This is a genomic window from Chelatococcus sp. KU-N122, from assembly GCF_055391085.1.
In genome coordinates, this window is the sequence record NZ_AP043981.1 from 7,242,505 (window position 1) to 7,263,190 (window position 20,686).

Here is a 20,686-nt window from a genome sequence, read left to right on the forward strand (position 1 = left end):
GCCCGCAGCGGACCGCCCGGAGACGATATCATGAGCATGAAGCTGTCGCGGCCCGAATATGCCGTGCAATACGGGCCGACCACCGGCGACAAGATTCATCTGGCCGATACCGGCCTCGTCGCCGAGATCGAGCATGATTACACCACCTACGGCGACGAACTGGTGTTCGGCGGCGGCAAGACCATCCGCGACGGCATGGGCCAAGCCTCCAAGTGGAAGGCGAGCGACGGCGCCCTCGATCTGGTCGTGACCAATGCTGTCATCATCGATCCCGTGCTCGGTGTCATCAAGGCCGACATCGGCATCAAGGACGGCCTGATCGTCGGCATCGGCAAGTCGGGCAACCCCGACACCATGAACATCACGCCGGGCCTCATCGTCTCGCCCAACACCGACATTCTGTCGGTGGAAGGCATGATCGTGACGCCGGGCTTCGTCGATATCCATCCCCATTTCGACAGCGTCCAACAGCTCTACGAATACCAGTCGGCCGGCTTCACCACGGTGATCGGCGGCGGCTCGGGACCGAAGACCGTGGGCATCGAGTGCCCCGGCGTCTTCAACCTGCACCGCATGCTCGAGGCGATGTCCGAGATCCCGCTGAACTTCGGCAATTTCGGCAAGGGCAATGCCGCGACCAAGGGCTCGCTGATCGAGCAGGTCGTCATCGGCGGCGCCACCGGGCTGAAGATCCACGAGGACTGGTCGTCGTCGCCCGCCGCCATCGAGACCTGCATGGATCTGGCCGACGAGCTCGATTTCCAGGTGCAGGTGCATGCCGATACGCTGAACGAGACCGGCTATTACGAGGATACGCTCGCCGCCATCAACGGCCGGGTCATGCACATCTACCACGCGGAGGGCGCCGGCGGCGGCAACGCGCCCGACATCATGCGCTGCGTGATGGAGCCGAACTGCCTGCCGAGCTCGACCAACCCGACCAATCCGTTCTCGATCAACACGTACGATGAAGAGATCGACATGTTGATCACCTGCCACAACCTGAACAAGCAGGTGCCGACCGACATGGCCTTCATCCAGGGCCGGGCGCGGGCGGAGACCATGCGGGCCGAGGACGTGCTGCACGATCTCGGCGCGATCAGCATGATCGGCTCCGACAGCCAGGGCGTCGGCCGCGCCGCCGAAAGCGCCCAGCGCGCCTTCCAGCTGGCCGCTGTCAATAAGGTGCGCTTCGGCCGGCTCGCCCAGGACGGCAGCGGCAACGACAACTTCCGCATCAAGCGCTACCTCGCCAAGGTGACGATCAACCCGGCCATCACCTTCGGTGTCGACAGCTATGTCGGCTCGATCGCGCCGGGCAAGCTCGCCGACCTCGTGTTGTGGCGGCCGAAGTTCTTCATCGCCAAGCCGGAGACCTCGGTCAAAGGCGGCTTCATTTCGCATGCGGTGATGGGCGATCCGGCGGGCTCGCTGATGACCTGCCAGCCGCTGAAGTACCGGCCGCAGTACGGCTCGCTCGGCGCCAACGCGTCGCGCACTAGCTATTCCTTCGTCACCCAGGCGGCGCTCGACGCCGGGCTCGCCGGCCGGCTGCGCACCCACCAGACGCTGATGCCGGTCAAGCGCACACGCACCATCTCCAAGCGCGACATGGTCCACAACGACGTCATGCCCAACATCGAGATCGATCCGGAGACCTACAACGTCTACATCGACGGCGAGCGCATCACGGTGAAGCCGGCAAAAACCTTGCCGCTGACCCAGCTGTTCTACTTCCGGTGACGGCATGGCCATCATCACCGCCATCGTCGGCCGTCTGTCGGAGATGAACTGGAGCGCCGGCGTCGACTGGCTCGAGCTCACCTCCGAGGAGCGCGCCAGCGCCCATTTCGTCGCCGAGACCGAAGCGGGGCGGCCGCTGCGCGTGTCGCTGCCGCGCGGCAGCGAGCTGCAGGACGGCGACGTGCTCGCCCTCGACGGCGACACCGCCATCGCGGTGCGCGCCAAGGCGGAGCACCTGCTGCTGGTGCGGCCGGGGCCGGACCCGATCCTGTGGTGGGCGGCCTGCTATCAGCTCGGCAACTTCCACCGGCCGGCGCGCTTCCGGGCGGACGGCATCCTCACCCCCGACGACCCGCTGGCGGCCCAGATGCTGCGCGGCCTGGGCATCACCGCCGAACGCGTGCTCGCGCCCTTCGTCGGCCGCCGCTTCGGCGCCGCCGGCGCCCATCATCACCACGGCGACGACGCCGCGCCGCACGATCACGGCCACGGCCATTCCCATGATCATGGCCACGCCGCCCATCGGCACGACTGAGAGGCGCAGGTGATCGCGCCCCGCAACAGCAATGGCGGTGACGGCCTCCTGGCCCTGCTGCAGATCACCAACTCCGCATTTCCGACCGGCGCCTTCACCCACAGCCTCGGCTTCGAGACCTGGATCGAAGACGGTGCCGTCGCCTCCGCGGCGGAGGCCGAGGTGCGCTGCCGCGACTGGCTGCGCTTCAACCTGGCCACCTGCGACGCTGCCGGCACCGCCCTCGCCTACCGTTGCGCCGCCTTGGACGACCGGGCAGGCCTCGCCGCCGTCGACAGCCAGCTCGGCGCCCTCAAGCTCAGCCGCGAGGCACGCCAGGCGTCGGCCATGACCGGTGCCGCGCTCGCCGCCGGCGGCCGCGCCGTGTTCGCGCTGCCAGGGATGAGCGAGGTGGAGCGTATGATCGCCGACGGCGCCTGCGCTGGCCATCACGCCATGGTCTACGGGGTGCTCGCCAGCGAGCTGCGGCTGACCGAGGACCAGGCTGTGGTAAGCTATCTCTGGTCGGGGCTGTCGAGCCTGGTGGGCGTCGTCCAGCGCCTGCTGCCGCTGGGCCAGGCGGAGGCGCAGCGCATCATCGCCGACGCCGGCCCGCTGATCGAGCGCTGCGCCGAGATCGCCCGCACGCGCAACCTCACCACCATGGCGGCGGCCTATGCGGCGTTGGATGCCGCATCGATGCGGCACGAGCGGCTGCCGACCCGGCTGTGCATCTCATGACCGGAGAGTCGGGTCCCCGGCAGCCAATCGAAAGAGGAGCAGAGCATGCGTAAACCCGTCCGCCTCGGCATCGCCGGCCCCGTCGGCTCGGGCAAGACGACGCTCCTCATCCAGCTCTGCCGCGAATTCGGCAGCCGGTGCTCGATCGCCGTCATCACCAACGACATCTTCACCCAGGAGGATGCCGATATCGTCGTGCGCAGCGGTGCCATCGATCCGGACCGGGTCATCGGCGTGGAGACCGGCGGCTGCCCGCACACGGCGATCCGCGAGGACGTGTCGATGAACATCTTCGCCGTCAATGAGCTGACGCGGCGCTACCCCGACCTCGACCTGATCCTCATCGAGAGCGGCGGCGACAATCTGGCTGCGACGTTCAGCCCGGAGCTCGCCGACAGCCACATCTACGTCATCGACGTCGGCGAGGGCGAGAAGATCCCGCGCAAGGGCGGGCCCGGCATCACCCGCTCGCCGCTGCTCCTGATCAACAAGATGGACATCGCGCCGCACGTCGGCGCCGACCTCGCCGTCATGGACCGGGACGCCAAGCGCATGCGCGCCGGCAAGCCCTATATCTTCACCAACATGAAGACCGGGGCGGGCCTCGAGGCGGTCACCACCTGGATCGAGCACAGCGTGCTCATGTCGGACGCGGCGTGAGGCCGGCATGGACGTCGTCCTTCCCGATCGCGACTGGATCATCGGCAAGCACGCGCTGCTCAACCTGCATGTCGTGCAACGCAACGGTCGCACGGAGATCGATCCGAAGAGCTGGCGCATCCCCTATCAGTGGCAGGGCTGCCACTATCAGGATCACGACGACCAGCCGTTCCTGCTGACCATCAACAGCGGCGGCGGTTTCGTGGAAGGAGATGCGGCCGATCTCTACGCCACGATGGAAGCCGGCACGCGCGCGCTGATCACCACGACGGCAGCGAGCAAGTTCTACAAGTGCCCGCAGGGGGCGACCTCGCGCGAGACGATCCGGCTCGAGGTCGGCGCGCAGGCTCTGCTCGAGTACCATCCGGACGAGGCGATCCTGTTCGCCGACTCGCGCGTCGAACGGCGCACCGTCATCGACCTCGAGCCGAGCTCGCGCCTGTTCGCCACCGACATGATCGCGGCCGGCCGTGTCCACTACGGCGCGGGCGAGGCGTTCAAGTTCAGGGCGCTGCGCTCTGAATTCGAGGTTCGCGTGGCCGGTCGACCCGTCGTGCTGGACCGCCTCATCGCCGAGGACGGCGAGGATGTCGACGCGTTGCAGCGCCTGTGGGGCGGCGCCTCCCATCTCGCGACCGTGGTCGCAGTCGGCCCCGTCCTGCCGGATGGCATCGAACGAGCGCTGGATCAGGCGCTCGCGACCTGCTCCGTCGCCACATCCGGCGCCAGCCGCATGGGCAGCGTCATCGTCTGCCGCATCCTCGCATCAGAGGCCTGGGTTTGCCACGAGGCGGTCTATCGCTGCTGGGGCGTGCTGCGCCCGCACCTGGCCGGCAAACCGGCCCGCCCCATCCGCAAGTGTTGAGCGGCGTCCACCGCCTCATTTGCAAGTGAATGGCACCGGATTTGCATGTTCACGGCTGTCCACGGCGAGCCGGTTTGCCGCATGCAACCGGTAGATGTCGACGGGCGGATAGAAGACGGCAATGAGTGCCAAGATCTGGCTTCTTATCCAGCCCCCCGTCACCACCGAGCCGATGGATCTTGCTCGATGAATGGCTTCCAGGGAGCCGGAGTCTGCCGTCATGCTCAGGATCAATGCAGCCTGCCTGCCGGATAACCTCAGGGATCGCATCGCCGCGTCGACGTGTTTCAATGAGGCGCTGGATACGCTGAGGGACCTGACCGGCGACCTGGGGTTCACCCAGGTGCTCTATGCCTACCTGCCGCTGCGGCCGCGGCTGCCGAACGGCGAATGGCTGCCCCTGAAACTCAATGTCCGCAATTTTCCGGACGGTTTCGATGAGGGGTGGAGCCGGTTCATGACCATCGACCCCTATTATCGCGCCTGCTTCGAAGGGACGTTGCCGATCGACTGGGCCGACGTGCAGGCGAGCGACGGGCTGAGCCCGGCCCAGCGCGAGGCCTGCGGCTATCTCGGCGATTTCGGGCTGTCGCGCGGCATCACCGTGCCCGTGCACCTGCCGTTCGGACGCTTCGCGGTGATGAGCGCCATCGTCGACCGCTCGACCGCCAATTGGGACGACATCCGCGACGCCACGCGCGAGCCGCTGTTCCGCCTCATGCACGTGTTCACCAAAGTCATCCACGATATGCACTTCGAGGACCAGATCGAGACCGTCCGCTGCACGAGGCTGACGCCGCGCGAGATCGAGTGCCTGCGCTGGGCCTCGGCCGGCAAGACCTCCGGCGACATCTCGATCATCCTCGACCGCTCGCTCGAGACGGTGCGGCTGCACATCAAGAACGCCATCGCCAAGCTCGATGCCACCAACCGCAGCCAGGCCATCGCCAAGGCCGTGCATCTCGGGCTGATCTGAGGATCAGATCGCCAGGTAACGCTGGGCCACCTCCGGGTCGGACAGCTCGCCCGGGGCGATGCGCGCGATGATGGCCCCCTTGTCCATGACCAGGCAGGTGTCGGCGACAGCCTGGATCAGCGACAGGTTCTGCTCGACGATCATGATGGCGAGCCCCACCTCGTCGCGCAGGCGGCGGACGATGACGCCGATCTCCTGCACGATGCTCGGCTGGATGCCCTCGGACGGCTCGTCGAGCAGCATGATGCCGGGGCGCCCGGCCAGGATGCGGCCGATGGCGAGCTGCTGCTGCTCGCCGCCGCTCATGGAGCCCGCGAGCTGCGACAGCCGCTTGCCGAGGATGGGGAAGAAGGTCAGCGCCCGCTCCAGGTCGGGGCTGGCGGCACGGCCGACGCCGGCGCCCAGTGCCAGGTTGGCGGCGACCGTCATGCGCGTGAAGATGCCCCGCCCCTGCGGCACGTAGCCAATGCCGAGGCGGGCGCGCTCGGTCGGGCCGAGGCGGGTGACGTCGGCGCCGCCGAAGCTGATGCTGCCGGATGCCGCGGGCAGCGCTCCGATGATGGTCTTGATCAGCGTGGTCTTGCCGACGCCGTTGCGGCCGATGACGGCCGTGATCTCCGCCGGGCGCACGGCCAGCGAGACGTTGTTGACGATCTGCACGCGGCCGTAGCCCGAGGTCAGCGATGCGATGTTGAGCTCCACGAGGGCTCCCCCTTACAGGCTGCCGAGGTAGATGCGGCGCACGTCCGCATCGGCGGCGATCTCGTCGAAGCTGCCCTGGGCGAAGAGCCGGCCGTAGTGGAGCACGCTGGTGCGCGCCGCCAGCGCCCGGATGAACGTCATGTCGTGCTCAATGACGACGATGGTCACCCCGTGCGCGTTGAGATCACGGATGATGGCCGCGGTCTTGTCGGTCTCCTCCACCGACATGCCGGCGGTCGGCTCGTCGAGCAATAGCACGGTCGGATCCGAGGCCATGGCCATGGCGATGGCGAGCCATTGCTGCTGGCCGTGCGACAGCTCTCGCACCAGGCGCGCCTCCGTGCCGGTGAGGCCGATGCGGGCGAGCAGCGCGGCGACGCGGCCCGGGATCTCGCCGACCCCGTGGTGGCGCCGCAGCGGCACGAACAGGTTCTGGTAGACGGTGAGATCGGAGAAGGCGCGGATGTTCTGGAACTTGACGGAGAGGCCGAGCCGCGCCCGGCGAAACGCCGGCAGCCGCGTGATGTCGCTGCCCCGGTAGTGGATCGTGCCCGACGTCGGCCGATCGGTGCCCATCAGGATCTTGAAGAAGGTGCTCTTGCCGGCGCCGTTGGGCCCGAGCACGCAGTGGATCTCGCCATCGGCGACAGCGATGGACAGGCCGTTCAAGGCGCGGATGCCGCCGAACACCTTGTGCACGTCGCGCACGTCGAGGATCGGCAGGGCAGCCGCGGACGGGCGCGCCGCCGCCAGGCTGTCAGTTTTCGGCATCGCGTTCATGGCTTCATCTCCGGCACGCCATAGACCGGGGGCCTCTTCCCCACGGCGCCGCTTAGGCGCAGCCGCAGCCGGCCGATGGCGGTGCCGAGCGCGATGAACACGCCCTCCGGCGCCGCCAGCATGGCGCCCACGAGGACGAAGCCCAGCACCAGAAGGGAGATCTCGCCCCAGGTGGCGAGCTCGATCGAGAGCCAGCTGAGCACCATGGTGGCGACCACCACGGCCGTCAGGTCCTTGCGGCCGCCGACGGCGACCCAGATCACCACCAGGATGTTGGCGCCGACGCTGAAGCCGTCCGGATGGATGTAGGTGCCCCAGGCGGTGTAGAGCGTGCCGGCGAGGCCGGCGATCGCCGCCGACAGGCAGAACACGCCGAGCTGCACCAGGCGCACGTCGTAGCCGAAGGTCTCGGCCCGCTCCGGATCCTCGCGCACGGCGACCAGCACGTAGCCGAAGCTGGAGTTCACGACCCATCTGAGCGCCAGGTAGACGGCGATGCCGATGCCGAGCACCAGCCAGTAGAAGCTCGCGCCGCGGCCGTCGAACTCGGTGACCGCCTCGCCGAAGCCGAGGATGATGCTGGGCAGCGAGGGATCGTTGGCCGTCGCCGGGCTCAGGCCGTTCATGCCGCCGAGATAGGCGGCGCCGATGGTGTAGCTGGGATCGGCGGTCTGGCGCATGAACAGGCCGAGCAGCAGCGACGTCACCAGCATCAGGATGGCGACGTAGACGCCCTTCAGGCGGCTGAAGAACATCAATCCGCCGATGACCGCGGCGAGCAGCGCCGGCGCGGCGATGCCGGCCAGGATGGCGACGTCGGTGTTGCCGTGGCGCTCGATGAGGTTCATCGCCACGATGCCGTAGGCGTAGCCGCCGACGCAATAGAATGCGGCCTGGCCCAGACTGAGAATGCCGCAGAAGCCCCAGATCAGGCACAGGCTGAGCGCCAGGATGGCGGAGATGATGAAGTTGCTCGCCGTGATCACCTGATAGCGCGTGCCGACGAACGGCAGCACCACCAGGGCCACCACGACGATGAGCCAGCAGGCCCAGAAGAAGCGGCTGTTGCCGAGCGTCTGCTGGCCATTGAAGGGGGCGAGGACGCGCATGAGCGGCTTGGCGGGTTCAGGCATCGCTCACCTCTGCGTCGCGCGCGTGCGGCGCCGCTCGAGAAAATCGGAGATGCCCGAGGGCATGACGAGCAGGGCCAGGAGCGCGGCCGCCATCACCGACACGTAGCCCACGTATTCGTTGAAGACGTTCGACGAGATGGTCTGCACGCCGGCGAGGTAGAGCCCGGCATAGGCGAGCCCCAGGATCGGGCTGGCGCCGCCGCCGACCACGACGGTGATGAAGGCCATCGGCGTATAGTTCTGGCCGAAGAAGGGCGAGATGGTCGCCGTCATGGCGAACATGGCCCCGGCGATGCCGCCGAGCGCGGCGCCGAGGCCGAAGGTCAGCATGTAGACGCGGCGGGTGTCGATGCCGAGCGCCCGCGCCATGGCCGGGTTCTCCATCGTAGCCTGGGCCCGCTCGCCGAGGCGGGTCCACCGGAAGATGGCCCAGACGCCGCCGATCAGCGCCAGCGCGGTGGCGAACATGACCAGGCGATAGACCCCGAAGGCGAAAGGGCCGACGCTGAAGCTGCCGAGCGGCGTCGGCATGTTCATCACCGACGGGCCGAGCAGCAGCAGCGTGCCCTGGCTGATGATCAGGCTGATCCCCCAGGTGACCACCAGGGACGACAGCAGCTGGTTATAGAAATGGCGGATGACGAGCTGTTCGATGATCACCCCGGCGAGCCCGGCGCCGAGCCCCGCCAGCACGACGGCCACCGGCACCGGCGCGCCCGCATGAAAAGCCGAGACGGCGACATAGGCACCGATCATCATCAGCTCGCCGTGCGCCATGTTGATGACGCCCATCATGCTGTAGATCAGGATGAGGCCGACGCCGGCGAGCAGCAGGAAGCCGAAATTGTCGAAGTATTGGTAGATCCAGCTGACGATCTGGCCTGCCGTTTCCATGCCTGTTTCCGGTACTCAGTTTCTCTGATGGATGGCCGGACGAGCCCGGCCATGACGTTGCAGCGTGAGCCGCTCCCTCCCCGCGTCATGGCCGGGCTCGACCCGGCCATCCATCAGCGGAAGCAAGGAGCGGTCCAGGCCTCAGGGCGCCTTGAAGTAGATCTGCCACTTCGGATTGTCGGAGGGCAGGAACTGCCGGCCCGGCGCCTTCTTGGTCATGTCGACCCCGACGTCGGTCAGGAAAGTCGGCTCGTTGACGCCGAGCGCGGTGATCAGCTGCAGCTGATGCTTGTCGTCGACCTTGAACAGGTAGGTCGGCATGGCCGCGTGGTGCTGCGAGCCGCGCAGGGTCCAGGGGCCGCCGGGCGCGTCGGGCAGCGAGACGTCGCTTTCCAGCGCCTTGATGACGGCGTCCGGCGCGGTGGTGCCGGCCTTCTTCCAGGCCTCGGCCATGGCCTTCACCGCCACGTAGCCGAAGGCGGCGTGCTCGTTGACGTAGACGACATCGGGGAACATGGCGCGGATCTTGGCGGCGAAGGCCTTGCTCGCCTCGCCCGGCACGTCCTCGATGTAGCCCGGCGGCACGTACATGTTGGCGAGCGAGGGCGGCGCGAAGCGCTTGTGCTCGTAGCCGTCGGAGATGGTGACGTTCGACCACATGGGCGTGACCAGCCCCGCCGCCTGGGCTTGCGGGTAGAACTGCGCGTGCTCGGCGCCGACCAGGCAGTGCACCTGGAAGTCGGGCTTGACCCGCTTGATCTTGTCGATGGTCGATTGCCACTGCGAGACGCCGAAGGGGAAATATTCCTCCATCTCGATCTTGCCGCCGTAGAGGCCGGCGGCGACACGCACCCATTGGCCGATGGCGCGGCAGAAGTTGTAGTCCGCGCCGATGAAGGTCATGCGCGGGCCCATCTCCTTGATCATGTACTTGAGCGCCGGCAGCACCTGCTGCTCTGGCGTCGGCCCCGAGAAGAATGAGTATTTGTCGGCGATGCCGCCCTCGCCCTGGTTGTTGTGCCAGTAGATCACCTTGTTGCGCACCACCTCCTTGCGGGCGGCCTCACGCTCGGCGCCGGTGTAGCCGGCCATCACCACGTCCGCTTCGTCGTTGAAGACGCAGCGCTGGGCCAGCTCCTGGTAGCGCTTCACGTCCGACTGACCGTCGTAGGAGACGAGCTTGATCTTCTTCACCGCGCCGTCGACCTTGATGCCGCCGGCATCGTTGATCTCCTTCACGGCGAGCTTGTAGCCGTAGGTCTTGGGCGTCGACATCAGCGAGAAGTCGCCCGACAGGTCGTCGATCGTGCACACCACGATGTCCGATTTGGCCGCTGCTGCCGGCGTGGCCGCCAGTCCGCCGACGAGTCCCAGGGCGCAAGCGAGCGCCGCCCCCGCGCGTTTCAACCGGTGTAGGCTCGTGATCATGGTCATTCCCTCTGGCCGAAGGCCGGCGGCCCCGCTCGCAAAGCGGGTGCATGGCCTTGAGCTTAGAAGGCGCGCGGGGTGTGCAAAGCTACCCGAAATGGGAGGGCGCAGCGTCGACCTCCCGTCGCGTGGGGATTGCGTCGGGCGCGGACACGTCGGCCGCCATTTGACGCGTCGTCGGATATTTCCGGCGTAGGCTAAGACTTTCGGTGGGGTGGCGTGCTCGCCAACGCTGCCGCCGACCCCATGGACACCGCTGAACGCCGCCTCCCGGAACGCGGCGCGGCCGGGCCGAGGCGGCGGCGCCAGCGGAGCGGGCAGGCGCTTGACAGCTCAACCGCGCAGAGCACACTCTCCCACTTAATATAACAAATACCAAACCACACGCAGCTGTGGCTGGCAGCAGATGGGAGAGAAATGATGAGGAGTTTCATCAAACGCATCGTCGTGCCTGCCGTCGCGCTGACGGGCTTGGCCGCCGCCCTGCCGGCATCGGCGCAGGACAAGGGGCCGATCCGCATCGGCGTGCCGACGGCGATCCAGTTGCAGATCGGCCGCGACACCCAGACGGGCGTGCGCATGGCCATCGACGAGATCAATGCCAAGGGCGGCCTGCTCGGCCGCAAACTGGAGATGGTGGTCGCCGACGAGACCGAGAACCCGGAACAGGGCATCGCCGCCATCAAGAAGCTGACCGCCGACGAGAAGGTGGACGTGATGATCGGCGGTTACACCAGCGGCGTGACGCTGGCACAACTGCCGCACATCGCCCGCTCCAAGACGATCTACATGGAAGTCGGCGCTGCCTCGCCCGCCATTACCCAGCGCGTCAAGGCTGATTACGACAACTACAAGTACATCTTTCGCAATTTTCCGATCAACGCCGCCCACCAGGCGCGCGGCCTCGTCGACTTCATCAGCGGCATGCTGAAGGACGAGATGAAGATCCAGAACATCGCCATCGTCGGCGAGAACGCCAAATGGGTGCAGGATCTCGTGCCGATCCTGAAGAAGGGCGCGACCGAAGCGGGCGCCAACGTCAAGCTGGCCGAATTCTTCGATACATCCACGTCGGATTTCTCGCCGCTGCTCGCCAAGGTGAAGGAAAGCGGCGCGCAATACCTGATCGTCATCCTGTCGCACGCCTCGTCCGACATCTTCGTCAAGCAATGGTACGACGCGCGCTTTCCGATCCCGATCGGCGGCATCGACGTGAAGGGCCAGGACCAGGACTTCTTCAGCCGCGTCGGCGGCAAGGCGATCAGCGAGACGGTCGGCAACTTCGCCGTGCGCGCGCCGCTGACGCCCAAGACCCTCCCGTTCTGGGACGGGTTCGTGAAGCAGGCCGGTACGGCCCCGGTCTACACCGGCGTCGGCGGCTACGACGCGGTCCACATCTTTGCCGAAGCGGTGGAGCGGGCCAAAAGCCTTGAGCCCGACGCGGTCATCAAGGAGCTGGAGAAGACCGACTACACCGGCGTCGCCGGCAAGGTGGTCTTCGACGACACTCACGACGTCAAGGCAGGGCCGGGCTTCGTCAACCTGCTGTTCGCCCAGTGGCAGGCCGACGGCAAGCGTGAGGTCGTGTGGCCCAAGCAGATCGCCACCGGCAAGATGATCCCGCCGCCGTGGATGCAGGTGCAGTAGGCCGGACCGACGCCCCGCTCCGACACCGCAGCCCGCCTGATCCTGCGGGCGGGCTGCCCCATCCCGCCAGCCACGCCGGTCCTCGATGCTGCAAATCCTCGTCTATGGCGCCGTCATCAGCGCCATCTACGCGATGCTGTCGGTCGGCTTCACGCTGATCTTCGGCGTCGCCCGCATTCTCAACCTCGCGCACGGCTCGTTCTACGCCTTGGGCGCCTACGCCGCCTTTTTCCTGACCGCCGTGGTCGGGCTGCCGCTGCTGCCGGCCGCCGTCCTCGCCGTGCTGTTCGTCGCTGCCTTCGGCGTGGCCATGGAGCGCTATCTGGTGCGGCCGCTGCGCAGCTCGCAGCTCGCCGTGCTGATGATCACGCTCGCCGTGTCGCTGGCCGTGGAGCAGGCGCTGCTCATCACCTTCGGCTCCGAATACCGCAACGTGCCCTCGTTCGTCGCCGACAAGGTCACGATCGCCGGCGTCGACATCTCGGGCCAGCGGCTGCTCGCCCTCGTCGTCGGCGTGCTGGTGCTGCTCGGCCTGTGGCTGTTCATCCAGCGGACGCGCCTGGGCGCCGCCATCCTCGCCATCTCGCAGGATCCGGAGGCGGCCCGCTACATGGGCATCCCGACCGACCGCATCTTCTCCACCGTGATGGCGATCTCCGCCGGCACCGCCGCCCTCGCCGGCGTGCTCGTCGCTCCCTTCCTCACGGTGCAGCCCGGCATGGGCCTGCTGCCCATGGTGAAGGCCTTCGCCATCGTCATCGTCGGCGGATTGGGCTCCATCCCCGGCAGCATCGTCGCCTCCCTCATGCTCGGCTATTCGGAGACCATCGTGGCCTATCTCATCTCCACGTCGTGGACGGAGCTCGTCTCCCTGGTCGCCATCGTGGTGACGCTGATCATCCGGCCGGCAGGCCTGTTCGGCCGACGGGCGGCGTTCTGACGTGACGATCCGGGCCATCGACATCGCCGGCGCCGTCGGCGCCGTGGCGCTCCTCGCGCTCGCCCCCGTGCTCGGCAACTCCGGCTACCTCACCGGCGTGCTGACCCTCTGCGTCATCTACGCCATCTGGGCGGCGAGCTGGGACTTCATGTCCGGCCTGACCGGCCGGGAGAATTTTGGCCACTCGCTGTTCATCGGCGCGGGCGCCTATACGGCCGGCTTCCTCGCCACCGTCTATTTTGCCAACCCGTGGTGGAGCCTGCCCACCTCGGTGCTGGTGGCGGTGGCCTTCGCGGTCATCGTCGGCTTCCCCACCTTGCGCCTGCGCGGCCCCTACTTCGCCCTGGCCATGCTCTCGGCCGCCGCCATCATGCAGCGGCTGATGCTGATCTTCTGGGAGCAGACCGGCGGCGAGGAGGGGCTCTATGGGCTCGAGCCGCTGATCAACTCGCCGCTGCACTATTACTGGTTCGCGCTCGCGGTGCTGGTCGTCACCGCGGGCGTGCTGATGCTGCTCGCCCGCTCCCATTGGGGACTGATCCTGCGCGCCATCAAGGGCGACGAGGCGACCTGCCAGGCGGCCGGCATCAACGTGACGTTCTACAAGATCGCCTCGCTGATGATCAGCGCCGCCTTCGCCGGCCTCGGCGGCGCGCTCTACGCCCACTACCAGCTGCAGGTCAGCCCGCCGCTGTTCTCCGTCATCACCTCGATCACCGTCATCATCATGGTCTACGTGGGCGGCATGGGCTCGATCTGGGGCCCCGCCCTCGGCGCCATCCTGTTGACGCTGCTCACGGAGATGCTGCGCGGCTTCGGCGAGTACCGTCTCTGGATCTACACGCTGGTGCTGATGCTGATCCTGTTCTTCCTGCCCGGCGGGCTGGTTGCGCCCCTCTGGCGGCGGCTGACCGGAGCGAGGCCATGAGGCAACGGGGACAGGCGAGAGGCGAGCCCGGCCCGGCTGGCGCCCCCCTGCTCGAGGTGAACGAGGTGCGCAAGCGCTTCGGCGGACTGGTGGCGGTGAAGAGCGCCAGCTTCACCCTGGCGCCGGGCGAGATCGTCGGCATCCTCGGCCCCAACGGCGCCGGCAAGACCACCCTGTTCAACCTTCTCACCGGCTTCATCACGCCCGACGCGGGATCCGTGCGGCTGGACGGGCAGGAGCTCAGGGGCCTGGCGCCCTATCGCATCGTCAACCGCGGCCTCGCCCGCACCTTCCAGCTCACCCGGCCGTTCCTCGGCATGAGCGTGCTGGAGAACGTGCTGGTGGCCTGCCTGGCGCCGCGCGTACGCCATCGCATGGCGAGCGAGGAGCATGCCAGGCGCATCCTCGATCAGGTCGGGCTCGGCGAAAAGGCCGGCACACCGGTCGAGGTGCTGCCCTACGGCGATCTGCGCCGGCTCGAGATCGCCCGGGCGCTGGCCACCGATCCACGCCTGCTGCTGCTGGACGAGCCTTTCGCGGGCCTGGGCTCGAGCGAGATCGAGCCGCTGGCCAAGCTGATCCGGCGCCTGCACCGCGAGGAGAACCTCACCATCCTCATCATCGAGCATAAATTGCGCGAGTTCATGGCCCTGGTCTCCCGGGTCATCGCCATGGATTTCGGCGAGATCATCGCCATGGGCACGCCCGGCGAGATCGTGCGCCATCCCCGCGTCATCGAAGCCTATATCGGCCGCACGGAGTCCGACGGTGTCGCTGCTTGAGGTCCGCGATCTGGAGGTGCGCTACGGCAAGGCGCTGGCCATCGAGGCGGTGTCGCTCCGGGTGGAGGCGGGCGAGATCGTCGGCGTGCTCGGCCCCAACGGCGCCGGCAAGACTACCCTGCTCAAGGCGATCTCGCGCGCCGTCCCCGCGCGCGGCGACCTGGTGTTCAAGGGCGAGGACGTCCATGCCGTGCCCACCCACGAGCTGGTGGGGCGCGGCATCTGCCATTGTCCGGAAGGCCGTCGCCTCTTCCCGGAGCTCACGGTGCGCAAGAACCTCGACCTCGGAGCGTACCTGCGCCGTGACCGCGCCGAGATCGCGGCCGACCTTGAACGCGTCTACGCCCTGTTTCCGGTGCTCAGGGAGCGCGGCAGCCAGCAAGCCAGCACGCTCTCCGGCGGCGAGCAGCAGATGGTGGCGATCGGCCGGGCCCTGATGGGCCGGCCGGACCTGCTGCTGCTCGACGAGCCGTCCGTCGGCATCGCCCACAAGCTCAAGATGCTGATCTTCGGCGCCATCGAGCAGATCCGCCGCGACGGCACCGCGGTCCTGGTGGTGGAGCAGGACGCCGTCTCAACGCTCGGCATCGTCGATCGCGTCTACGTGCTGGAGCACGGCCGCATCGTGCGCGAGGGAACTGCGAGCGTGCTCAAGGACGACGATTACATCCGGCAGATTTACCTAGGAGTATGAGGGGCGGGGCGAGTATGGCGCAGCATGGCCAGCCAGGCACGGCCGACTGCGAGCAGACATGCGTCCGAGCTGCTATACTGAGCAAACGAGAACGAAGTCAGGCTCCCTGAGACAAGCAATGAGCGAACTGCACCGGATCACCGTGGATCCCGCCCAATGCGGGGGACGGCCATGCCTGCGAGGGCTCCGCATCCGCGTGCGCGATGTGCTCGACCTGCTGGCGGCTGGCGCCAGCCGCGAGGAAATCCTCGACGATTATCCGCTGCTCGAAACCGAAGACATCACCGCTGCCCTTGAATACGCGGCGCGGCAAAGCGACCATACGGTGTTGCGCGTCGCCTGATGCGCTTCCTGGTCGACGCACAGCTGCCGCCGGCCCTCGCACGGTGGCTCGCCACAATGGGGCATATGGCCGAGCACGTCGCCGATATCGGCATGCAGGCGTCGTCGGACACGGCGATCTGGGACTACGCGCTACGGGAGCGGGCCGTGATCGTCACCAAGGACGAGGACTTCGCGCAGCGGAAGGTATTGACTGAGCGGGGGCCGATCGTGGTCTGGGTCAGGCTGCCGAATTCCCGTCGGCGGCATCTGCTGGTTTGGTTCGAGGCCGTCCTGCCGGATGTACTTGCCGCGCTGGAACGCGGCGAGACGCTGATCGAAGTCACGTGAGGGGCCACGACGAGGAGCCAGCCCGCATCGTGCGTGAGCGGACCGCGAGCGCTCTCAACGACGACGACTACATCCGGCAGATCTACCTCGGCGTGTAGACGGTCGTCAGGGTGGCTTGCCCGATGGGCGCGCGGCGACCTAATCTGCCGGGCCGGACGGACCGAAGAGTCCGCCGGCCGAAGCGAGGGCTGAGCCCTTCGCCGTCGTGAGGGCAGGCTCCGAACGGGGCGGCCCTGCCGGAGGACGCCCGTGAGCCAGCACGCAATTCGCATGGCGTGGGAAGCGTTTCTCAACGAGGGACGCCCGCCGCAAGAGATTCCAGCCGCGCTCGTGCAGTCGTGGGAGCGTTCGCGCACGTGGGGCGTGGGCAGCTTCCAGACCGAGGCGCCGCTCGCCGGCGAGCCCGAGATCCATCGTCGGCGCCTGCAGAACGGCGCGCTGATCGGCGCGGCCCGGCCGGCGCTCCAGCGCTCGCATCTGTTCCTGGCCGAAGCCTCGTCGATGATGATCCTGGCCGACGCCACCGGCTTCATCGTCGAGACGGCGGGCGATCCGCGTATCGTCGACATCGGGCGACGCAATCATCTGGAGACCGGCGGCAAATGGGAGGAGGCCGCCATCGGCACCAACGCCATCGGCACCGCGCTGGTCGAAGGCCGGCCGATCCAGATCCGCGGCACCGAACACTATTGCGAGGACGTGCAGCGCTGGACCTGCGCCGCCACGCCCGTCCGCCATCCCCTCGACGGCGAGTTGCTGGGCGTCGTCGACGTCTCCGGCCCGGTCGCCTCCTTCAACCCGCAGAGCCTCGCCTTCGCCGTCACCATCGGCCAGGAGATCGAGGCCATGCTCGGCCGGGCGGCGAAGGCCGAACATGAGGAGCTGCTGCGCAGGTTCGTGTCCAAGCGATCGGTCTGGCTCAGCGAGGAGATGCTGGTCGTGGACCGGCGCGGCGCTCTGGTCCATGGCACCCAGCACGCGCGCCAGAAGCTCAGCGCGCCCTCGGCGGAGGCGCTGGCGCGCGACATGCGCGCCCTCATCGGCAATGCCGCCCAGGACGCCTGGGAACAGAACTGCCGCGAGCGTTTTCCCAACGCCAGCCTGGAGGTGGTGAAGGTCGACGACGAGGCCGTCGGCTGCATCATCGTCATGCACAAGAGCCGGTCGCGGGCGCCTGCCGCGCCTTCGTCGGCAACGGCGGCGGCCGAGGCCGCCGTCGGCTTCGACCAGATCGTGGGCGAGAGCGCCGGCATGCGCGAGGCGCGCGAGAAGGCGCGCAAGCTCGCCGCCAACGGCCTCGCCGTGCTGATCGAGGGCGAGACTGGCGTCGGCAAGGAGCTGTTCGCCCGCGCCATCAAGGGCGCCGGCCCACGCGCCAACGGGCCCTTCGTGCCGCTCAATTGCGGCGGCATGCCGCGAGAGCTGATCGCCAGCGAGCTGTTCGGCTATGCCAAGGGCGCCTTCACCGGCGCCGACGAGCAGGGCCGGGCCGGCCGGATCGAGCGGGCCGACGGTGGCGTGCTCTGCCTCGACGAGATCGGTGAAATGCCGCTCGACCTGCAGTCGTATCTGCTGCGCGTGCTGGAGGACGGCGTCGTCTACCGCATCGGCGAACACGAGCCGCGGCGCGTCGATATCCGCATCGTCTCCATGACCAATCGCGACCTCGGCGCCGAGGTCGAGGCCGGCCGCTTCCGGCGCGATCTCTACTACCGCATCGCCGCCGTCCGGCTGCGCGTGCCGCCCCTGCGCGAGCGCGGCGACGACGTCGCCCTGCTCGCCCGCCAGCTGATCGCCCACGCCGCCGAGCGGCACGGCCGGCCGGCGCCGGCCGTCTCGTCAGCGCTGCTCGAGCTCTTCCACGCCTATCGCTGGCCTGGCAACGTGCGCGAGTTGCGCAACGTGGTCGAGGCCATGGTGGCCCTCGCCGAGACCGATCGGCTCGACGTGGGCGACGCGCCGGACGAGATCCGCCACGCAGCCTCGACCGTCGCCGCCGGGCCCGTGCTCGCCGATATCGCGGCCATGCCGGCCTCCAAGGACGGCCTGCAGGCGGCGGAGCGCGCCGCGATCCTCGCCCAGGTCGACGCCGTCGGCGGCAACCTCACCGAAGCGGCCCGGCGCCTCGGCATCGCCCGCTCCACCCTCTACCTCAAGCTCGCCAAGTACCGCAGCGACAAGTACCGCAGCGACGGGGACGCCTGAGCGGCCGCTCCGTCCGTCCATCGAACGCCCCGAGCGGTCGAAGCGACCGGTTTCCGGACGGTTGCGGACGCGAACGTAGCCGTTCGCCGCTGCGGTAAGTCATTGGCAACACTTACATCCGCCTGGCGGCCCTGCCGTTGGCATAGCCCCTGCCCTCCTCTGCTCGCCTGGCTTGGTTCAAGCCGGCTCACGCACCAGGAGGACGCCTAGTGAACATCCACGCACCGAACCAGAGAAGCGTGCAGGTGCTCGGCATCGATGCCGGCGGCACCATGACCGACACGTTCTTCGTCGATTCCGACGGCGACTTCGTCGTCGGCAAGGCGCAGTCGACCCCGCAGAACGAAGCGCTGGGGCTGATCGCCTCGAGCCAGGACGGCCTCGGCAACTGGGGCATCGGCCTCGACGAGGCGCTCCAGCAGCTGCAGACCGGCGTCTATTCCGGCACGGCGATGCTGAACCGCGTCGTGCAGCGCAAGGGGCTCAGATGCGGCCTCATCGTCAATCGCGGCATGGAAGACTTCCACCGCATGGGCCGCGCGATCCAGTGCTACCTCGGCTATGCCTACGAGGATCGCATCCACCTCAACACCCACCGCTACGACCCGCCGCTGGTGCCGCGGAGCCTGACGCGCGGCGTCGTCGAGCGCATCGACATGGCCGGCAAGGTGGTCATCCCGCTGCGCGAGGAGAGCGCCCGCGAGGCGGCGCGCGAGCTGATCGCCGCCGACGTCGAAGGCATCGTCATCAGCCTGCTGCATTCCTACCGGAACCCGGACCACGAGCGCCGCGTGCGTGACATCGTGCTCGCCGAGGTGGCCAAGAGCGGCAAGACGATCCCGGTCTTCGCCTCCGCCGATTACTATCCGGTGCGCAAGGAAACCCACCGCACCAACACCACTATTCTCGAGGGCTACGCGGCCGAGCCGTCGCGGCAGACGCTGAAGAAGATCTCCGACGCCTTCAAGGAGCACGGCACCAAGTTCGACTTCCGCGTCATGGCGACCCACGGCGGCACCATCTCGTGGAAGGCCAAGGAGCTCGCCCGCACTATCGTCTCCGGCCCGATCGGTGGCGTCATCGGCGCCAAGTATCTGGGCGAGGTGCTGGGCTACGGCAACATCGCCTGCTCCGACATCGGCGGCACCTCCTTCGACGTGGCGCTGATCACCCAGGGCGAGCTCACCATCAAGAACGATCCGGACATGGCCCGGCTGGTGCTGTCGCTGCCGCTGGTGGCGATGGATTCGGTCGGCGCCGGCGCCGGCTCCTTCATCCGCCTCGATCCCTACACCAAGGCGATCAAGCTCGGACCGGACTCGGCCGGCTACCGCGTCGGCGTGTGCTGGAAGGAGAGCGGTATCGAGACGGTCACCGTATCCGACTGCCACATGGTGCTGGGCTATCTGAACCCCGACAACTTCCTCGGCGGAGCGGTGAAGCTCGACCGGCAGCGGTCGGTCGATGCCATCAAGACACAGCTCGCCGACCCGCTCGGGCTCTCGGTCGAGGACGCGGCGGCCGGCGTGATCGAGCTGCTCGATTCCGATCTGCGCGACTACCTGCGCTCGATGATCTCGGGCAAGGGCTACTCGCCGCAAAGCTTCGTCTGCTTCTCCTACGGCGGCGCCGGGCCGGTGCACACCTACGGCTACACCGAGGGGCTCGGCTTCGAGGACGTGATCGTGCCGGCGTGGGCTGCGGGCTTCTCGGCCTTCGGCTGCGCGGCGGCGGACTTCGAGTATCGCTACGACAAGTCGCTCGACATCAACCTCGCCCCCGATGCGCCCGCGGAGCAGCGGGAGGCCGCGGCGAATACGCTGCAAGCGGCCTGGGCGGAGCTCACCCACAACGTGCTGGAGGAGTTCAAGCTCAACGGCTACGAGGCGGCGCAGGTGAAGCTGCAGCCGGGCTACCGCATGCAGTATCGCGGCCAGCTCAATGACTTGGAGATCGACTCGCCGCTGCCGTCCGCCGCCACGGCGGAGGATTGGGAGCAGTTGGTCGAGGCCTTCAACGCCACCTACGGCCGCGTCTACGCCGCGTCGGCCCGCTCGCCCGAGCTGGGCTATTCCGTCACCGGGGCGATCATGCGCGGCACGGTGCCGATCCCGAAGCCGAAGATCCCCAAGGAGCCTCTGGAAGGCGAGACGCCGCCGCAGACAGCCTTCCTCGGCACGCGCAAGTTCTACCGCAAGAAGCGCTGGGTCGACGCGCAGCTCTACCGGATGGAGGCGTTGCGCCCGGGCAACCGCGTGAGCGGCCCGGCCATCATCGAATCCGACGCCACCACCTTCGTCGTCCCCGACGGCTTCGAGACCTTCCTCGACGGCCACCGGCTCTTCCACCTCAAGGAAGTCTGAGCCGCGGCTGGCACCCGAA

21 protein-coding genes are annotated in these 20,686 nt (G+C 67.9%); 15 read left to right on the plus strand and 6 right to left on the minus strand.

Features of this window, described 5'->3' with window-relative positions; translation table 11 throughout:
* Positions 1-30: 30 nt before the first annotated feature.
* Genes ureC through ACZ5PO_RS32760 form a run of 5 tightly spaced genes read left to right on the plus strand, consistent with a single transcriptional unit; the run spans position 31 to position 4,523 of the window.
* Entirely contained in the window at positions 31-1,743 is a 1,713-nt protein-coding gene (ureC, locus tag ACZ5PO_RS32740) for an urease subunit alpha (protein WP_464186797.1), read from the plus strand.
* A gap of 4 nt (positions 1,744-1,747) precedes the next feature.
* Positions 1,748-2,278, plus strand: a complete 531-nt coding sequence (locus tag ACZ5PO_RS32745; protein ID WP_464186798.1) for an urease accessory protein UreE — start codon at positions 1,748-1,750, stop codon at positions 2,276-2,278.
* Between the two features lie 9 nt (positions 2,279-2,287).
* Positions 2,288-2,998 (plus strand): urease accessory protein UreF, encoded by a 711-nt coding sequence (locus ACZ5PO_RS32750; protein ID WP_464186800.1) that lies wholly within the window; start codon positions 2,288-2,290, stop codon positions 2,996-2,998.
* A 45-nt stretch (positions 2,999-3,043) separates the two neighbouring features.
* A complete protein-coding gene (gene ureG / locus ACZ5PO_RS32755) occupies positions 3,044-3,658 on the plus strand; it encodes an urease accessory protein UreG (RefSeq protein WP_464186802.1) in 615 nt (204 codons plus the stop codon).
* A gap of 7 nt (positions 3,659-3,665) precedes the next feature.
* Positions 3,666-4,523, plus strand: a complete 858-nt coding sequence (locus ACZ5PO_RS32760) for an urease accessory protein UreD (RefSeq protein WP_464186804.1) — start codon at positions 3,666-3,668, stop codon at positions 4,521-4,523.
* Between the two features lie 15 nt (positions 4,524-4,538).
* Here ACZ5PO_RS32760 and ACZ5PO_RS32765 read toward each other — a convergent pair whose 3' ends face one another.
* Complete coding sequence (locus tag ACZ5PO_RS32765; protein WP_464186806.1) at positions 4,539-4,745, minus strand: hypothetical protein; 207 nt, start codon at positions 4,743-4,745, stop codon at positions 4,539-4,541.
* Between ACZ5PO_RS32765 and ACZ5PO_RS32770 the strand changes: the two genes are divergently transcribed.
* Entirely contained in the window at positions 4,744-5,499 is a 756-nt protein-coding gene (locus ACZ5PO_RS32770; RefSeq protein ID WP_464186807.1) for a helix-turn-helix transcriptional regulator, read from the plus strand. The genes ACZ5PO_RS32765 and ACZ5PO_RS32770 overlap by 2 nt on opposite strands.
* Before the next feature lie 3 nt (positions 5,500-5,502).
* Here ACZ5PO_RS32770 and ACZ5PO_RS32775 read toward each other — a convergent pair whose 3' ends face one another.
* The 5 genes from ACZ5PO_RS32775 to ACZ5PO_RS32795 form a co-directional block, all read right to left on the minus strand.
* Entirely contained in the window at positions 5,503-6,201 is a 699-nt protein-coding gene (locus ACZ5PO_RS32775) for an ABC transporter ATP-binding protein (RefSeq protein ID WP_464186809.1), read from the minus strand.
* A gap of 12 nt (positions 6,202-6,213) precedes the next feature.
* The gene (locus ACZ5PO_RS32780; RefSeq protein WP_464186810.1) at positions 6,214-6,981 is read right to left on the minus strand and encodes an ABC transporter ATP-binding protein; all 768 of its coding nucleotides are present in this window, start codon (positions 6,979-6,981) and stop codon (positions 6,214-6,216) included.
* Positions 6,978-8,114, minus strand: a complete 1,137-nt coding sequence (locus ACZ5PO_RS32785; RefSeq protein ID WP_464186812.1) for a branched-chain amino acid ABC transporter permease — start codon at positions 8,112-8,114, stop codon at positions 6,978-6,980. Before ACZ5PO_RS32785 ends, ACZ5PO_RS32780 begins: the two co-directional genes overlap by 4 nt.
* Before the next feature lie 3 nt (positions 8,115-8,117).
* The gene (locus ACZ5PO_RS32790) at positions 8,118-9,008 is read right to left on the minus strand and encodes an ABC transporter permease subunit (RefSeq protein WP_464186814.1); all 891 of its coding nucleotides are present in this window, start codon (positions 9,006-9,008) and stop codon (positions 8,118-8,120) included.
* A gap of 141 nt (positions 9,009-9,149) precedes the next feature.
* The gene (locus ACZ5PO_RS32795; protein ID WP_464186815.1) at positions 9,150-10,436 is read right to left on the minus strand and encodes an ABC transporter substrate-binding protein; all 1,287 of its coding nucleotides are present in this window, start codon (positions 10,434-10,436) and stop codon (positions 9,150-9,152) included.
* 420 nt (positions 10,437-10,856) lie between these two features.
* On the opposite strand from ACZ5PO_RS32795, the gene ACZ5PO_RS32800 reads away from it, so the two are divergent.
* The 9 genes from ACZ5PO_RS32800 (at position 10,857) to ACZ5PO_RS32840 (ending at position 20,667) form a co-directional block, all read left to right on the plus strand.
* Positions 10,857-12,083, plus strand: coding sequence for an ABC transporter substrate-binding protein (locus ACZ5PO_RS32800; protein ID WP_464186816.1), 1,227 nt, complete (start codon positions 10,857-10,859; stop codon positions 12,081-12,083).
* A gap of 85 nt (positions 12,084-12,168) precedes the next feature.
* Entirely contained in the window at positions 12,169-13,023 is an 855-nt protein-coding gene (locus ACZ5PO_RS32805; RefSeq protein ID WP_464186817.1) for a branched-chain amino acid ABC transporter permease, read from the plus strand.
* 1 nt (position 13,024) lies between these two features.
* Positions 13,025-13,951, plus strand: a complete 927-nt coding sequence (locus tag ACZ5PO_RS32810) for a branched-chain amino acid ABC transporter permease (RefSeq protein ID WP_464186819.1) — start codon at positions 13,025-13,027, stop codon at positions 13,949-13,951.
* Positions 13,948-14,733 (plus strand): ABC transporter ATP-binding protein, encoded by a 786-nt coding sequence (locus tag ACZ5PO_RS32815; protein WP_464186821.1) that lies wholly within the window; start codon positions 13,948-13,950, stop codon positions 14,731-14,733. Before ACZ5PO_RS32810 ends, ACZ5PO_RS32815 begins: the two co-directional genes overlap by 4 nt.
* Entirely contained in the window at positions 14,720-15,427 is a 708-nt protein-coding gene (locus ACZ5PO_RS32820) for an ABC transporter ATP-binding protein (protein ID WP_464186823.1), read from the plus strand. The genes ACZ5PO_RS32815 and ACZ5PO_RS32820 overlap by 14 nt, the downstream gene beginning before the upstream one ends.
* A gap of 118 nt (positions 15,428-15,545) precedes the next feature.
* Positions 15,546-15,770 (plus strand): DUF433 domain-containing protein, encoded by a 225-nt coding sequence (locus ACZ5PO_RS32825; protein ID WP_464186825.1) that lies wholly within the window; start codon positions 15,546-15,548, stop codon positions 15,768-15,770.
* Positions 15,770-16,099, plus strand: coding sequence for a DUF5615 family PIN-like protein (locus ACZ5PO_RS32830; RefSeq protein WP_464186827.1), 330 nt, complete (start codon positions 15,770-15,772; stop codon positions 16,097-16,099). Before ACZ5PO_RS32825 ends, ACZ5PO_RS32830 begins: the two co-directional genes overlap by 1 nt.
* Positions 16,100-16,348: 249 nt before the next feature.
* Positions 16,349-18,304 carry a sigma-54-dependent Fis family transcriptional regulator gene (locus ACZ5PO_RS32835; protein ID WP_464186829.1) on the plus strand — a complete coding sequence of 652 codons (1,956 nt, stop codon included), beginning with the start codon at positions 16,349-16,351 and terminating at the stop codon, positions 18,302-18,304.
* A 209-nt stretch (positions 18,305-18,513) separates the two neighbouring features.
* Positions 18,514-20,667 carry a hydantoinase/oxoprolinase family protein gene (locus ACZ5PO_RS32840; protein WP_464186830.1) on the plus strand — a complete coding sequence of 718 codons (2,154 nt, stop codon included), beginning with the start codon at positions 18,514-18,516 and terminating at the stop codon, positions 20,665-20,667.
* Positions 20,668-20,686: the final 19 nt, after the last annotated feature.